Source organism: Ramlibacter sp. (genome assembly GCF_041916345.1).
Taxonomy (GTDB): domain Bacteria; phylum Pseudomonadota; class Gammaproteobacteria; order Burkholderiales; family Burkholderiaceae_C; genus Ramlibacter.
This window is the reverse complement of record NZ_JAYRZR010000005.1, coordinates 30,649-45,776: the sequence shown is the minus strand read 5'-3', so window position 1 is coordinate 45,776 and position 15,128 is coordinate 30,649. Positions and strand designations below refer to the sequence as shown.

Sequence of the window (15,128 nt, the reverse complement as noted above, 5' to 3'; positions counted from 1 at the left end):
CGTGCTACAGGCCGCGCGCGATGATCTCGCGCATGATCTCGTTGCTGCCGCCGTAGATGCGCGCCACGCGCGCATCGACCCACGCGCTGCCGATGCCGCCGTCGGCCATGAAGCCCTGGCCGCCGTGCAGCTGCAGGCATTCGTCGAGCAGCCGGTTCTGCATCTCCGAGCCGACCAGCTTGGCCATGGCCGCGCGCTCGGCATCCAGCTCGCCGCGCAGGTGGCGCGCCAGGCAGTCATCCACGAACGCACGCAGCATCACCGCCTGGGCCTTGGCCTCCGCCAGGCGGAAGCGCGTGTTCTGGTAGTCCAGCACCCGCTGGCCGAAGGCCTTGCGCTCGCGCGTCCACGCGATGGTGCGCGCCAGGAATGCCTCCACGCTGGCGGCGGCACGCACCGCGATCACCAGCCGCTCCTGCGCGAGCTGGTGCATCAGGTAGCCGAAGCCCTGCCCTTCCTCGCCCAGCCGGTGAGCGATGGGCACGCGCACCTCGTCGAAGAACAGTTCCGCCGTGTCCTGCGCCCGCAGGCCGATCTTGCGCAGGGCCGGGCCGCGGCGGAAGCCGGCTATGCCGTTCTCCACCACCAGCAGCGAGAGGCCGCGGGCGCCAGCGGCCGGGTCGGTCTTGGCGACCACGATCACCAGGCCGGCATTCAAGCCGTTGGAGATGTAGGTCTTCTGGCCGGAGAGCACGTAGGCATCGCCATCGCGTCGGGCCGTCGTGCGGATCGCCTTCAGGTCGCTGCCGGCGTCGGGCTCGGTCATGGCGATGGCGCCGATGCAGGTACCCGCGGCCATGGCAGGCAGCCAGCGCCCGTGCTGCGCGGGCGTGCCGTAGGCATGCAGGTAGGGCGCCACCACTTCCGAGTGCAGGCTGAAGCCGACGCCGGTGGCGTTCACGCGCGCCAGCTCCTCGATGATCACCGCGGCATGGCCGAAATCGCCGCCCGCGCCCCAGGGCTCGGGCAGCGTCGTGCACAGCAGGCCGGCTGCGCCGGCGGCGCGCCACAGGCTCGCGGGCACGCGGCCCTCGTCTTCCCAGCGGGTGTGATGCGGCGCGATCTCGCGGTCCACGAACCGGCGCACCTGGGTGCGGAAGGCCTCATGGTCTTCGCGCAGCACCGGGCGCGCACTCGTGCCAGCGGCGACGCGTGCCGTCACTGCTCGACCCGGATCTTCGCCGCCTTGATGGTGCGGTCCATGGTGTCGGCCAGCACCTTCATCTGCGCGCCCAGTTCCTCCGCCGTGCTGCCCACCGGCTCCTGGCCGAGGTCGCGCAGGCGCTGGCTGAGATCGGGCGAGCGGATCGCGACGCCAATGCCCTCGGACAGCTTCGCCACGATCTCCTTCGGCGTGCCCGCCGGTGCCAGCACGAGGAAGAAGCCGACCGGCTCGAACCCCTTCAGGCCCAGTTCGGTGAAGGTGGGCACGCCGTGGAGCGAGGCATTGCGTTGCAGGCCGGTGATGGCCAGCGTGCGGACCTTGCCGGCCTGCTGCATCGGCGCGAGCGAGGCGGTGTCCAGCCACGCCGCGCTGATCTGGCCGCCCAGCAGGTCCTGCGTGAGCGGCGCGGCGCCCTTGTAGGCGGCATGCGCCAGGTCCACCTTGGCCGCCAGGTTGAGCGACTCGCCGAAGATGTGCGCCGTGGTGCCCTGGCCGAACGAGCCGTAGCTCAGCTTGCCCGGGTTCCGGCGTGCATGGGCGATGAACTCCTCCAGCGTGGCCGCCGGGAAGTTCGCCGGCACCGCCAGACCGATGGCCGAGCGTGACAGCATGGAGATGGGCGCGAACTCGGTGTCGATGTCGAACGGCAGCTTGCTGTACAGCGACTTGGCGTAGATCGCGTTGGAGATCGTCAGCACGATGGTGTAGCCATCCGGCGTCGACTTGCCGCCCTGCGACAGGCCCAGCCAGCCCGCGGCGCCAGGCCGGTTGTCCACGATCACCGGCTGACCCCAGGCATCGGTCAGCTTCTGCCCGATGGCGCGGGCCATCACGTCGGTGGTGCCGCCCGGCGTGTAGGGCACGATGATGCGGATGGGCCGGCTGGGAAACGCCTGGGACCAGGCGGCGCCCGTGGCCGCAAGGCCCGTGGCAGCGATCAGGGCGAGCCCGGCCCAGCGGGCCAGGACGCGGCGGCGGAAGCCTTGCAGCATGGGGTGTCTCCGTTCGGGCCGCCGGCCTGCGCGGCCCCCAAGGGCCTGCGCCTGCGCCCCGCCGGCGAGTCCCTTGTCAGGTTGCGGTGCGTGGCCGGCATCGTCGGCCGCACCGCCCGCCCCCGGCAATGGCAGTTCGGATCAAGGCCGTTGACGGAAACGATCAGGCCGCGGCCCGGCGCTTCGGCGGTCAGGCTGGCAGCGGCCTCAGCCCTTCACGCGCCCGAACACCCGCAGCCACTTGCGCGCCGGCAGGCCCCAGCGCGCCTCGATCGCCTCCGCGCGTGCCAGCAGCTCCGCACGCGCGGGCTGCTGCGGCTCGCGCAGCGCCAGCACGATGGTGTTGCCCTCGCGCGTGGGCTTGAAGGCCCACACCGCATCGGCACCGACGGCGGCCTGGATGCGCGACAGGCTGCGCTCGTAGCTGGAGGCGCGGCCGAACAGGTTGACGGTCATGCAGCCGTCCTCCGTCAGCAGCGCGCGGCAGTCGCGGTAGAAGGCCTCGCTGTCCAGCACCGGCGCTGCCGCCTCCTGGTCATACAGGTCCACCTGCAGCGCGTCCACCTGGCCGCGCCAGTGCGCGTGGGCCACCACCTCGGCGGCGTCACCCAGGATCACCGACAGCCGCGTGTCGTCCGCCGGCAGCTTGAACCAGAGCCGGCAGGCGGCCACCACCTGGGGGTTGATCTCGATGGCGGTGGTCTTCATGCCCAGCCGCTTGCGGCAGAACTTGGTGAGCGCCGCCGCGCCCAGGCCGAGCTGCATGGCGTGCCGCTTGCGCACGGAATCCGGCGGTACGAACAGCAGCCAGGCCATCATGCGCTGCACGTACTCCAGGTCGATGTCGAACGGCGCATCCAGGCGCATGGAGCCCTGGATCCATTCGCTTTCCAGGTGCAGGTAGCGGATGTCGCCGTAGTCGGAGAAGTGCGCCTCGGGCAGCGCGGTCGGTCGGGCTTTCACGCCGGGGATTATGGGCGGGCGGCCGGCGCGCCCTGTTGCGCCAGCAAGGCGCCCAGCCGCGGCAGCGCCGCGCAGGCATTGCGCGTGGTCGCCTCGGCCAGCGCCTCCACCGGCAGCCCGCGCAGGCCCGCCAGCACGGCGCCGATGCGCGGCAGCTCCGCCGGCTCGTTGCGGCCCTGCGGCGCGCCCGCCGCGCGCGCCTGCGCGTCGCGGTACAGCCACTGCGGCGGGATGTCGGGCGCGTCGGTCTCCAGCACCAGCGCGTCCAGCGGCAGCGCCTGCGCCAGCCGGCGCAGCTGCAGCGCCCGCTCGAAGGTCAGCGCACCGCCGAAGCCGAGACGGAAGCCGAGGTCGACGAAGGCCTTCGCCTGCTGCAGGCTGCCGTTGAAGGCATGGGCGATGCCGCCCACCGGCCGGCGGCGCAGCTGCCGCAGCAGCGCATCGGCGGAGCGGCGCACGTGCAGGATCACCGGCAGCCCGTGCCGCTGCGCCAGCGCGAGCTGCTCGGCATAGAAGCGCTCCTGCCGGGGGCCGTCGAGGCCGGGCACGAAATAGTCCAGGCCGATCTCGCCCACGGCCACCAGGCGCGGGTCGTCGGGGCCCGCAGCCAGGGCCGCGTCGAGCGTGGCCAGGTCCTCATCCGTGGCCATGCCTGTGAAGAGCGGGTGGATGCCCAGCGCGTAGCTGTCGCCGCCTTGCCACGCCTGCTCCCGCACTGCCGGAAAGTGCGCCGCGGCCACCGCCGGCAGCACGCAATGCACCACGCCGGCGCGTGCCGCGCGCTCGCGCACGGCGGCCGCGTCGGCAGCGAACTCGGGCGCGTCCAGGTGGCAATGCGTGTCGACCCAAGCCGTCATCCGGCGATGATGCCCGAGTGGCGCGCAGGGTGGTGCAAGGCCGCGCAAACCGTGCTACCGTGCACCCACGATTGTTCTTCTGCCGGCTGTTCAGCGAAGGATCACGGATGCGCAGGCCCGCCCTCTACAGCACCAGCCGCCCGGCGCGGGCAGGCACGCCAGCGGGCGCGCCTGCCGGGTCGGATCCGGCGAACACCGAGACCCCTTCCGTTGCAGCAGCCGCGGCGGCCGGCGCCGCGCCCAGCCGCTGGTCCCGCTGGCGGCCGGACCCATCCCGCCCGGTGTGGCTGTGGGCCGCCATCCTCCTGCTGGCCGCCGCGCTGGTGGCCACCCTGGTCAGCCGCCCGCAGCAGCGGCGCCTGACACAGGACGACATCACCGCCGCCGTGCTGAAGACGCTGTCGACCGAGACGCTGCCTTCGGAGTACAGCCGCGCCTACGATCGCATCCGCCCCTCCGTCGTGCGCGTGGTCAGCTACGTGAAGCGCAGCCGGCTCAAGGGCGATGACGCCAAGGCCGCCGCGCATGGCGCCAGGCCCAAGCCCCTGGGCCCGGCCGGCGGCGAAGGCGCCGAGGGCGACGAGGTGGAAAGCGGCGTGGGCACCGGCGTGGTCATCATCGACAAGGGTGTGATCCTCACCAACCTGCATGTCGTGGCCGGCTCCGACCGCATCAAGGTCACCTTCCACGACGGCCTGGAGGCCACCGCCACCATCACCGGCGTGCAGGCCGAAAACGACCTGGCCGTGCTGCAGGCCGCCAAGATCCCGGACGACATGATCGCCGCCACCATGCGCTCCACGGCGGATCTGGCGCCAGGCGACAAGGTGCTGGCAGTCGGCTTCCCGTTCGGCATCGGGCCCTCGGCCTCCGGCGGCATCGTCTCCGGCCTGGGCCGCGCCTTCAAGTCGCCCGAGGGCAAGCAGGAGATGAAGAACCTGATCCAGTTCGACGCGGCGGCCAACCCCGGCAATTCCGGCGGACCGCTGGTCACCATGGACGGCGAGGTGGTGGGCATCGTCACCGCCATCCTCAACCCCACGCCCGCACGCACCTTCCTCGGCATCGGCTTTGCCGTGCCGATCGAGAACGCGGCCTCGGCCGCCGGGCTGCCGCCGTTCTGAGCGGCGCGCCCGCGCTTGCTTTCCCTTCCTTCACACCGACACCGCACCGATGGACAACACCAGCCGCACCGATGCCGCCACCGCGCAGTTGATGGAACAGATCCTCTACGAGGTCAAGCGCGTGGTGGTCGGTCAAGACCGCTTCCTCGAACGCGTGATGGTGGCCATGCTGGCCCAGGGCCACCTGCTGGTGGAAGGCGTGCCGGGCCTCGCCAAGACGCTCACCGTGAAGACGCTCGCCAACACCATGCGCGGGCAGTTCAAGCGCATCCAGTTCACGCCCGACCTGGTGCCGGCCGACCTGGTGGGCACGCGCATCTACAACCAGAAGACGGGCGACTTCTCCACCGCGCTCGGACCGGTGTTCGCCAACCTGCTGCTGGCCGACGAGATCAACCGCGCGCCGGCCAAGGTGCAGAGCGCCCTGCTGGAGGTGATGCAGGAACGCCAGGTCACCATCGCCGGCGAGACGCACAAGGTGCCGAACCCCTTCCTGGTGATGGCCACGCAGAACCCCATCGAGACCGAAGGCACCTACCCCCTGCCCGAGGCGCAGGTGGACCGCTTCATGATGAAGGTGCTGGTGGACTACCCGACCGACGAGGAGGAATTCGTCATCGTGCAGCGCGTCACCGGACCGTCCGTCGACGTGACGCCGGTGGCCACCACCGAGCAGCTCGCCGCGCTGCAGAAGGAGTGCCGGCAGGTTTACGTGGACCCGTCCATCGTGCAGTACGCGGTGAAGCTCGTCTCCGCCACGCGCACGCCCGATCGCCACGGCCTGAAGGAGCTCACGCGCTTCATCACCTACGGCGCCAGTCCGCGCGCCACCATCAACCTGACCGAGGGCGCGCGGGCGCTGGCCATGCTGCGCGGACGCAGCTACGTGCTGCCCGAGGACATGGTGGACCTGGTGCCCGACGTGCTGCGCCATCGCGTGGTGCTCTCTTACGAGGCGCTGTCCGAGGGCATGACAGCCGACGGGATCGTCGGCAAGATCATGGCCAAGATCCCCGCACCGGCCAAGCCGCTGGAACATGAGAAGCTGGTGGCGTAAGAAGGCCGCCCCTGCGGGCGAGGAGGCTGCGGCTGCGGCACCTGCGGCTGCGGCCTCCCCCGCCACGGGCGGGACGGGCGCCGCCGCCGAATCCGTGCTGCGCCGCCTGGAATGGAAGGTCATCCGCCGGCTCGACGGTGTGCTGCAGGGCGACTACCGCACGCTGCTGCGCGGCACCGGCCTGGACCTGGCGGACCTGCGCGAGTACCAGGTGCATGACGACGTACGCCACATCGACTGGAACGTCACCGCGCGCATGCAGCAGCCGCACGTGCGCGTGTTCACCGAAGACCGCGAGATGGCGGCCTGGTTCCTGCTGGACCTGAGCCCCTCGGTGGACTTCGGCTCGGGCGAGCTGCGCAAGCGCAACGTCTCCGCCGAGTTCGTGACCGTGCTGGCGCGCGTGCTCACCCGCCACGGCAACCGCGTGGGCGCCATGCTGTATGGCTCGGGCGTGGACACGGTCATCCCCACCCGCACCGGCCGGCGCCATGTGCTGCACCTGCTGCACAGCATGCTGGAGCGCCCGGCCACGCCGGAAGGCGGCGGCACGCGCCTGCAGGAGCTGCTGGGCTCGGCCGCCAACCTGATCAAGCGGCGCTCCACGATCTTCGTGGTGTCGGACTTCATCAGCGAGCCCGGCTGGGAGCGTCCGCTCGCCCAGCTGGCCCAGCGGCATGAGGTGGTGGCCGTGCGCGTGCTCGACCCGCTGGAGCTGGACCTGCCCGATCTTGGCCTGCTCACCCTGCGCGACGCCGAGACCGGCGAGCAGGTAGTGGTGGACACCCACGATGCCGGCTTCCGCAAGCGCTTCGCGCGCATCGCCGCCCAGCGCGAGGCCGAGCTGCGCGAAGCCCTCACCCGCGCCGGCGTGGACGCGCTGGAGCTGTCCACCGACGCCGACCTGGCGGACGCCGTGGTGCGCTTCGTCGACATGCGCAAGCGCCGCGCCCAGCTGGGCGCGGGCGGCCTGCCGGCCCACCTGCGCGGCAGCGGCGCGCCCGCCACGCAACGCCACGCCGCCTAAGGAGAACCGCCATGCACTTCCTCTGGCCCGAGTTCCTGTGGTTGCTCCTCGCCCTGCCGCTGCTGGTGGGGGTCTATGTGCTGCTGCTGCGCCGCAAGCGCAAGCTGGCGGTGCGCTACGCCTCGCTCACCATGGTGAAGGAGGCCATGGGCGCGGGGCAGCAGATGCGCCGCCACGTGCCGCCCCTGCTGTTCCTGCTGGCCATGGCCGCGCTGCTGGTGGCCGCCGCGCGGCCGGTGGCGGTGGTCACGCTGCCGTCGAACCAGCAGACCATCATCCTGGCGATGGATGTCTCCGGCAGCATGCGCGCCACCGACGTGCAGCCGAACCGCCTGGTGGCCGCGCAGAACGCGGCCAAGGCCTTCATCCAGGAACTGCCGCGCCATGTGAAGGTGGGCATCGTGGCCTTCGCCGGCTCGGCGCAGGTGGCGCAGCTGCCCACGGTGAACCGCGAGGACCTGGTCACCGCCATCGACCGCTTCCAGCTGCAGCGCGCCACCGCCACCGGCAACGCCATCGTCATCTCGCTGGCCACGCTGTTCCCGGATGCCGGCATCGACCTGCAGTCGCTGCAGGGCGGGCGGGACCGCCAGCGCGGCTTCGCCATCGACCAGGAGAAGAAGGAAAAGAAGGAGTTCACGCCGGTGGCGCCCGGCTCGTTCAACTCCGCCGCCATCATCATGCTCACCGACGGCCAGCGCACCACGGGCGTCGACCCGCTGGAAGCCGCCAAGATGGCGGCCGACCGCGGCGTGCGCGTGTACACGGTGGGCATCGGCACGGTGGATGGTGAGACGATCGGTTTCGAGGGCTGGTCCATGCGCGTGCGCCTCGACGAGGAGACGCTCAAGCAGGTGGCCGGCAAGACGCAGGCCGAGTACTTCTACGCCGGCACCGCGCAGGACCTGAAGAAGGTCTACGAGACGCTGAGCTCACGGCTCACGGTGGAGAAGAAGGAGACCGAGGTCGCCGCCCTGTTCGCACTGGCGGCGGCTGCCCTGTCCCTGCTGTCGGCCGGCCTGTCGCTGCTCTGGTTCAACCGCATCCTGTGACGGCGCCGGCCGTTGCGCCAACGCCCGGGCCATCGATCACCGAGCTGTTCGCGGCCGGGCGCCACGCCGAGCTGGAGCAGGTCGCGCGCCGCCTGATTGCAAGGGCGCCCGAAGCGGCCGGCGGCTGGACGGTGCTGGGTGCAGCGCTCGCAGGTCAGGGCCGCCATGAAGAGGCCCTGGCCGCCAAGCAGCAGGCGCTGCGGCTCGCGCCAGACGCCCAGGCCTACAGCAACTTTGCCACCACCCTGCTGGCCTTGCAGCGCCATGAGGAAGCGGCGCGGCACGCGGCGCAGGCGGTGACGCTGGATGCCTCGCTCGCCACCGCCCATGGCAACCTGGGCTTCGCGCTGGAGGCACTCGGCCGCCCCGCCGAGGCGATCCGCTGCTGGACACGAGCCCTGGCCCTGGACGCCCATCTGCATCGCGTGCGGCTGCGCCTCGCCCAGCGGCTGCAGGCGCAGCGGGAACTGGCCCGCGCCGAGACGCTGCTGGCCGAAGGCGTGCGCCTGCGTGAGGACGACGCCGCCGCGTGGCAGGCCTTCGCCTCGGTGCTGCGCGAGCGGCAGCGCATGGTGCCGGCCGCGGCCGCGTTCCGTCGGGCGCTGGCGCTGCAGCCGGACAACGTGGCCGCGTGGAACGACCACGGCAACACCCTGCACGACCTGGGCCGCCTGGTGGAGGCCCAGTCGGCCTTCGAACGGGCCATCGCCCTCGATGGCAGCGTGGGCGCCATTCACAGCAACCGGGGCAACGTGCTGCGCGAGCAGGGCCTGCTGGACGAGGCCCTGGCCTGCTTCCGCCGCGCGATGACCCTCAGCCCGGGCTTCCTGGGCGCGCACGACAACCTGCTGCTGGCGCTGAACTACGCCGACGCACCGACACCCGCCGAGCGCCTGGCCGAGGCGCGGCGCTATGGCGCCACCGTCACCCGGCTGGCCCGGCCCCTGCCCCCCGCGCCCGCGCGCCAGGCGGGGCCGCTGCGCCTGGGCCTGGTGAGCGGTGACCTGCGCAATCATCCGGTGGGCTACTTCCTGGAGAGCCTGCTCACGGCGCTGGACCCGGCGCGCGTGCAGGTGTGGGCCTATGCCCACCAGGCCGAGGCCGACGACCTCACGGCCCGCCTGCGCCAACGCGTGCACTGGTGCCGCATCGACACCCTGTCCGATGCCGAAGCGGCCGCGCGCATCCGCGCGGACCGCATCGACGTGCTGATGGATCTCTCCGGCCACACGGCACGCAACCGCCTGCCGCTCTTCGGCTGGCGGGCGGCACCGGTGCAGGCCACCTGGCTCGGCTACTTCGCCACCACCGGCGTGGCGGAGATCGACTACCTGCTGGCTGACGAGGCCACGGTGCCCACCGGGGCCAGCGAGCAGTTCTCGGAGACGGTGTGGCGCCTGCCGCGCACCCGGCTGTGCTTCACGCCGCCCGTGGATGCACCCGACGTGGCGCCCCTGCCGGCCGCGAAGCGTGGGTCCATCACCTTCGGCAGCTTCCAGGCCCTGGCGAAGGTGAGTGATGCCGTGCTGGCCCTCTGGGGCCGCGTGCTGGCCGCCGTGCCCGGCGCCCGCCTGCGCCTGCAGAGCCCGCAGCTCGGTGACGAGCCCACGCGCGAGGCGCTGCGCCGTCGCATGCGCGCGCAGGGCCTGCCGCCCGAGCGGGTGGATCTGCACGGCCGCAGTTCACGCTCGGCCTACCTGCAGGCCCACGCCGAGGTGGATCTGCTGCTGGACACCTTCCCCTTCCCCGGCGGCACCACCACCTGCGAGGCGCTCTGGATGGGCGTGCCCACGCTCACCCTGCGCGGTGACCGGCTCATCGCGCGGCAGGGCAGCGGCCTGCTGCGGACCGCCGGGCTGGACGACTGGATCGCGGATGACGCGGCGGGCTACGTGGCTCAGGCCGTGCGGCGCGCGACCGACCTGGACGCGCTGGCCGCGCTGCGCGCCTCGCTGCGGGGCCGCGTGGCGGCTTCGGCACTATGTGATGCGCGCCAGTTCGCGGCGGACTTCAGCGACGCGCTGGAAGCCATGTGCCGCACGCCGCCGCCCGTGGGGCGATAGGCCCCCGCTGGGGACGCGTCAGATCGGCTGCGGCTGCGTCGGCTCGAAGCCGGTAGCCACAGGCACGGGCGTCGGCGCCGCAGCGGCGGGTGCGGGCGACGGCACGGGCGCGGGCGCCTGGCTCTGCTGCCACTGCTGGCGCGCCTTGGCCACCTCCGCGGCGAAGCGTCCGCGCTGCCGGTCGTAGAAGGTCTCGGCGTCCTTGCTCCAGCCGACCATGATCCAGGGCTGGCCCGCGACAACCTGCTCGAGCGCACCGAGCATGACTGCCTCCTTGCAGTCGATGCGCACCGTGCGGTCGCGCCAGCGCAGCACCAGTGCCTGTGTCTGGCCAGCCGGGATCACGTAGTACAGCTTCTTCTTCGTGACCTCGCCGTAGGCCCACAGCAGCTCGTCGAGCCTGTGCAATTCCAGCCCGAGCAGGCTGGACCGCACCAGGAAGCGGCGGCCCAGCCCCCAGCCGGCCAGATTGAGCGCGCCCAGACGATCCTCCGCCACGGCGGCATCGAGCGCGCGCAGATCGCCCCAGGCTGACGCACGCCTCAGGGCCGGATGCGTGTGCGGCGCCGCCAGCCAGCGGCGCGAGGTGAGCACCAGCCACGCCGCTACCGCCAGCGTGGCGATCACGCCCAGCAGGATCCAGTGGCCGCTGGCGCGGTAGTCGGTCGCCTCGAGTTGCATGGGCATGAACATGGGCCGCATCGCAGCCCCGGCGCCATCCTTGAACAGCGCCTCGGCCAGCTTGCCCTCCAGCGGCCGCAGCTCGCCCGTGAGCAGCGTGCCGGGGGACCCTTCCGCGGCGTGCTTCACCACCAGGATGCGGCTGCCCAGCAGGGCGGCGTGGTAGCTGGCCGTGACACTGCGCCCGCGCTCCACGCCGCGCTTGGTGCGCACCGTGATTTCCGTGACGCCGGTGTCCTCCACCGCCACCGCCTCGACCCGGATCCACCGGCGGTCCAGCGCGTCCAGCGAGCCGGCCCGCTCGAGTTCGCCGGCGGACAGGTAGGCCGGCCCCTGGAAGTACTCCTTCAGGTAGGCGCGGTTGCCGATGAGGACGGCCAGCGCCCCCAGCACCAGCAATGCCGCCAGGATGATGCGATTGCGTGCCGTGCGGCGGACCTGCGCCAGCAACCAGTTCGCCGACATGGGGCGTCCTTTCAGGAGATGTGATGGGTAAGCACTTAAAGTTTACATCGGATGGATTAAGAAAAAGAGGTGATGAATGTCACACGGGTGAAGTGTGCCGTCCGCCCAGGCGCCTCGCTCACCTCTGGGCGGGGCCTGCGGAATCGCACCACGGGGCACCGCTATCATCCCTCGCACGCGATTCCGCGACGGCTGGGGCCTCGGCCACCCCGCATCCACCCCATGAGCGCCCCTACCTTCCTGCTGTCCCCCCAGTCCCTGGCCCGCCACGTGCCCGCCGCCACCTATCAGCGGGGCCTGGAGGTGTACCGCAACCAGCAGGTGCTGGACTATCAGCTGGCGGCGGCCAGCCGGTCCGAGTGGCGCATCACGGGCGAGGTCCAGGGCACCGATCCGGCCCCGTACGCCGCGACCGTGCTGCTGGAGACCGATGCCAGCGGCGAGGTGACCCTCTTCGAGGGGGACTGCAGCTGCCCCGTGGGCCGCAACTGCAAGCATGCCGTGGCGCTGGCGATCAAGGCCGCCTACAAGTCGCGGCGGGCACCGGCCCAGGATGCCTCGCTGCCCCCGGCGCCACCGCCCGCGGCCACCAGCAGCCCGTCGCGTCATGATCAGGCGGTCTCGCAATGGCTGAACCAGTTCAGCCTGCTGCCGCCCGACGAGGCGCCGCAGCCGGAAGGCAAGGCGGATCAGGTGGTCTTCCTGCTGGTGCCGCCGCCAACTGCCGCCACCCGGTCACCCGCCCGCCCGGCGGACCGAAGGCCGCCGCCGCAACTGACCTGGGGCCTGGCGCACCCGCTCAAGCGCGCGGGCGGCTGGACCAAGCCGCGCAGGTCTTACTGGTACGGCGCCAGCCCCACGCCCACCGCCACCGCGGAAGACCTGGAATGCATCCAGCTGATCGTGGCCCTGGGCAAGACCCGGCTCTATGCCCCCAATGACAACAGCGGGCCAGTCTCCGGGCAGGCCGGTCTGCTGGCGCTGCGCATGGCGGCCCGCAGCGGCCGGCTGTTCCTGGCGGACCTCCGCTACGCCATCGAGGCCGGCCCGCTGGCGTGGAGCGAGGACCAGCCCATCCAGTGGCACTGGCAGGACGTCACGCAGCAGGGCGATGCCGAGCCGGTGTGGTCGCTGACGGCACGGCTCGCCGACGATCAGGCCGAGATCTTCCCCGGCCCGCCGGCGCTGTACCTGGACCGGGGCCGCCTGAAGATCGGCCTGGCTGTGGACGAAGGAGTGCCTGAGACCCACCTGAGCCTGCTGCTGGCCGCACCGCCGATGCCGCAGTCCGCCTTCGAGAAGCAGGCGACGCTGATGTCGCATCTGGCCGGCATCCCGCCACCGCCCACCGTGAAGGGCACGCTGACCGTGCGCGGCGTCCAGCCGCGGCCGGTGCTGCGCATCGCGCCCGTGCCCGCCGCCGAGCGTGCGCGGCTGGGGCTGTTGCAGGCGGCGCTGCGCTTCGACTACGGCACGGTGCGCGGCTGGTGGCCGCACTACCAGCCGCACGTGGTGGAGCATGTGGACACCCAGCGGGTGCTGCTGCAGCGGCACCTGGCCACCGAGATCGCCGCCGGCCAGCGCCTGCGGGACCTGGGCCTGGCGGCCGACACGCTGGGCCGCTACCACCTGCCCCCCACAGATGTGCTGGGCGCGCCGATGCGGGCGCAGGCCTGGCTCGACTGGCTGGAGCAGGACTTCGCGCCGCTGCGCGCGGCGGGCTTCGAGGTGGAGCTGTCGCCCGCCATGGCAGGCTTCGTGCAGCAGGCGCAGTCGGTCGATGTCCGGCTCACCGACCCGGCCGGTGCGGCGAGCGATGCGACGGCGCAGGACGAAGCCGGCGGCTGGTTCGACCTGTCGCTGGGCATCGAGATCGAGGGCGTGCGGCAGAACGTGCTGCCGTGGCTGCCCGAACTGCTGGCGCAGGTGCGGGCCACCCCGAGCGGCGTGCAGTGGCCCGAATGGCTGTGGCGCGCGCGGCCCGACGGCGGCTACGTGCGCATCCCCACCGCGCCGCTGCGGCCCTGGCTGCAGGCCCTGCTGGATCTGGTGGCCGACCGGCGCGACCTGACCGGCGAGACGCTGCGCCTGTCGCGGCTGGAGGCCCTGCGCGTGGGCAGCGCGCTGGGGGATGGCGTGGACTGGCAGGGGGCGCAGCGCCTGCGCGATCTCGTCCGGCGGCTGCAGGGCAGCGAGCAGCTGCCGGCGGCCCCCGTGCCGCGCGGCCTGCAGGCGCAGCTGCGGCCCTATCAGCAGCACGGCCTGGACTGGCTGCAGTTCCTGCGCGCGCACGGGCTGGCCGGCATCCTGGCTGACGACATGGGCCTGGGCAAGACGCTGCAGACCCTGGCCCATGTGCTGGCCGAGCAGGAGGCCGGACGGCTGGATCGCCCGGCGCTGGTGGTCGCACCGGTCAGCCTGCTGGGCACCTGGCAACGCGAGGCCGCGCGCTTCACACCGTCACTCACCACGCTGGTGTGGCATGGCGGCGCACGCCATGGGCTGGCGGAGCGCATCCGCGAGAGCCACCTGGTGATCACGTCCTACGCGCTGCTGCATCGGGACCGCGCCCTGTGGACGCAGCAGCCCTGGCATGTGGTGGTGCTGGACGAGGCGCAGAACATCAAGAACGCCAGCACCCAGGCGGCCCAGGCAGCCGGCGAGTTGCAGGCGCGCCAACGCCTGTGTCTTTCGGGCACGCCGCTGGAGAACCACCTCGGCGAGCTGTGGAGCCAGTTCCACTTTCTCATGCCGGGCTTCCTGGGCAGCCAGGCGCGCTTTCGCGAGCTGTTCCGCACGCCCATCGAGAAGGGCGGCGATACCGAGCGCCTCGCGCAGCTGCGGCGGCGCATCACGCCCTTCCTGCTGCGGCGGACCAAGGGCGCCGTGGCGGCGGAGCTGCCCCCGCTGGTGGAGACGGTGTCACCCGTCACGCTGGAAGGGGCGCAGGCCGACCTGTACGAGACCATCCGCCTCGCCACCGAACGCGCCGTGCGCGAGGCGCTGGCGGACAAGGGCCTGGCGCGGTCGCAGCTGCAGATCCTCGACGCGCTGCTGAAGCTGCGCCAGGTCTGCTGCGATCCGCGGTTGCTGCCCTCGGAGAAGACGCGCGGCAAGACTGCCCCCTCGGCCAAGCTGGACTTGCTGATGGAGTTGCTGCCCGAGATGCTGGCCGAGGGCCGCCGCGTGCTGCTGTTCTCGCAGTTCACCTCGATGCTGACGCTGATCGAGGAGGCGCTGGCCGGCCGGGACCTGGCCTGGACGAAGCTGACCGGCCAGACGAAGGACCGCGACGCGGCCATCGCGCGCTTCACCGAAGGCCAGGTGCCCCTGATGCTGATCAGCCTCAAGGCCGGCGGCGTGGGGCTGAACCTGCCGCAGGCCGACACGGTGATCCACTACGACCCGTGGTGGAACCCGGCGGTGGAGCAACAGGCCACGGCCCGCGCGCACCGCATCGGGCAGACCAGCAGCGTGAACGTCTACAAGCTCGTCGCCGCCGGCACCATCGAGGAACGCATCCTCGCGCTGCAGGCGCGCAAGTCGGAACTGGCCGACGCGCTGTACCGCGGCGCCGCCGCCCGCGCCGCGCCGTTGTTCACGGAGGATGATGTGGCGGAGCTGCTGCAGCCCTTGGGGTGAAGGGGGGGCGGTCGGTCCGCCACCGGAAGCGCTGGGGTTG

At 72.1% G+C, this 15,128-nt stretch carries 11 protein-coding genes; 6 read left to right on the top strand and 5 right to left on the bottom strand.

The window, feature by feature from the left end:
- Nucleotides 1-4 precede the first annotated feature (4 nt).
- The 4 genes from ACE3T5_RS02620 to ACE3T5_RS02605 form a co-directional block, all read right to left on the bottom strand.
- On the bottom strand, nucleotides 5-1,162 hold the full coding sequence (locus ACE3T5_RS02620) for an acyl-CoA dehydrogenase family protein (protein WP_374664138.1): 1,158 nt from the start codon (nucleotides 1,160-1,162) through the stop codon (nucleotides 5-7).
- Entirely contained in the window at nucleotides 1,159-2,157 is a 999-nt protein-coding gene (locus ACE3T5_RS02615; RefSeq protein ID WP_374664136.1) for a Bug family tripartite tricarboxylate transporter substrate binding protein, read from the bottom strand. The genes ACE3T5_RS02620 and ACE3T5_RS02615 overlap by 4 nt, the downstream gene beginning before the upstream one ends.
- Before the next feature lie 207 nt (nucleotides 2,158-2,364).
- Nucleotides 2,365-3,120, bottom strand: a complete 756-nt coding sequence (locus ACE3T5_RS02610; RefSeq protein WP_374664134.1) for a spermidine synthase — start codon at nucleotides 3,118-3,120, stop codon at nucleotides 2,365-2,367.
- Between the two features lie 8 nt (nucleotides 3,121-3,128).
- The gene (locus tag ACE3T5_RS02605; protein WP_374664132.1) at nucleotides 3,129-3,977 is read right to left on the bottom strand and encodes a TatD family hydrolase; all 849 of its coding nucleotides are present in this window, start codon (nucleotides 3,975-3,977) and stop codon (nucleotides 3,129-3,131) included.
- A 107-nt stretch (nucleotides 3,978-4,084) separates the two neighbouring features.
- Here ACE3T5_RS02605 and ACE3T5_RS02600 point away from each other — a divergent pair, with 107 nt between their 5' ends.
- Genes ACE3T5_RS02600 through ACE3T5_RS02580 form a run of 5 tightly spaced genes read left to right on the top strand, consistent with a single transcriptional unit; the run spans nucleotide 4,085 to nucleotide 10,300 of the window.
- Nucleotides 4,085-5,101 carry a S1C family serine protease gene (locus ACE3T5_RS02600; RefSeq protein WP_374664130.1) on the top strand — a complete coding sequence of 339 codons (1,017 nt, stop codon included), beginning with the start codon at nucleotides 4,085-4,087 and terminating at the stop codon, nucleotides 5,099-5,101.
- A 49-nt stretch (nucleotides 5,102-5,150) separates the two neighbouring features.
- Entirely contained in the window at nucleotides 5,151-6,158 is a 1,008-nt protein-coding gene (locus tag ACE3T5_RS02595) for an AAA family ATPase (protein ID WP_374664128.1), read from the top strand.
- On the top strand, nucleotides 6,139-7,185 hold the full coding sequence (locus ACE3T5_RS02590; protein ID WP_374664126.1) for a DUF58 domain-containing protein: 1,047 nt from the start codon (nucleotides 6,139-6,141) through the stop codon (nucleotides 7,183-7,185). Before ACE3T5_RS02595 ends, ACE3T5_RS02590 begins: the two co-directional genes overlap by 20 nt.
- An 11-nt stretch (nucleotides 7,186-7,196) precedes the next feature.
- A complete protein-coding gene (locus ACE3T5_RS02585) occupies nucleotides 7,197-8,237 on the top strand; it encodes a VWA domain-containing protein (RefSeq protein WP_374664123.1) in 1,041 nt (346 codons plus the stop codon).
- Nucleotides 8,234-10,300 (top strand): tetratricopeptide repeat protein, encoded by a 2,067-nt coding sequence (locus ACE3T5_RS02580; RefSeq protein ID WP_374664121.1) that lies wholly within the window; start codon nucleotides 8,234-8,236, stop codon nucleotides 10,298-10,300. Before ACE3T5_RS02585 ends, ACE3T5_RS02580 begins: the two co-directional genes overlap by 4 nt.
- 18 nt (nucleotides 10,301-10,318) lie before the next feature.
- On the opposite strand, the gene ACE3T5_RS02575 is transcribed toward ACE3T5_RS02580, so the two are convergent.
- The gene (locus ACE3T5_RS02575; protein ID WP_374664119.1) at nucleotides 10,319-11,446 is read right to left on the bottom strand and encodes a DUF6709 family protein; all 1,128 of its coding nucleotides are present in this window, start codon (nucleotides 11,444-11,446) and stop codon (nucleotides 10,319-10,321) included.
- Between the two features lie 222 nt (nucleotides 11,447-11,668).
- On the opposite strand from ACE3T5_RS02575, the gene ACE3T5_RS02570 reads away from it, so the two are divergent.
- Entirely contained in the window at nucleotides 11,669-15,088 is a 3,420-nt protein-coding gene (locus ACE3T5_RS02570; protein ID WP_374664117.1) for an SNF2-related protein, read from the top strand.
- The last annotated feature ends 40 nt before the right edge of the window (nucleotides 15,089-15,128 follow it).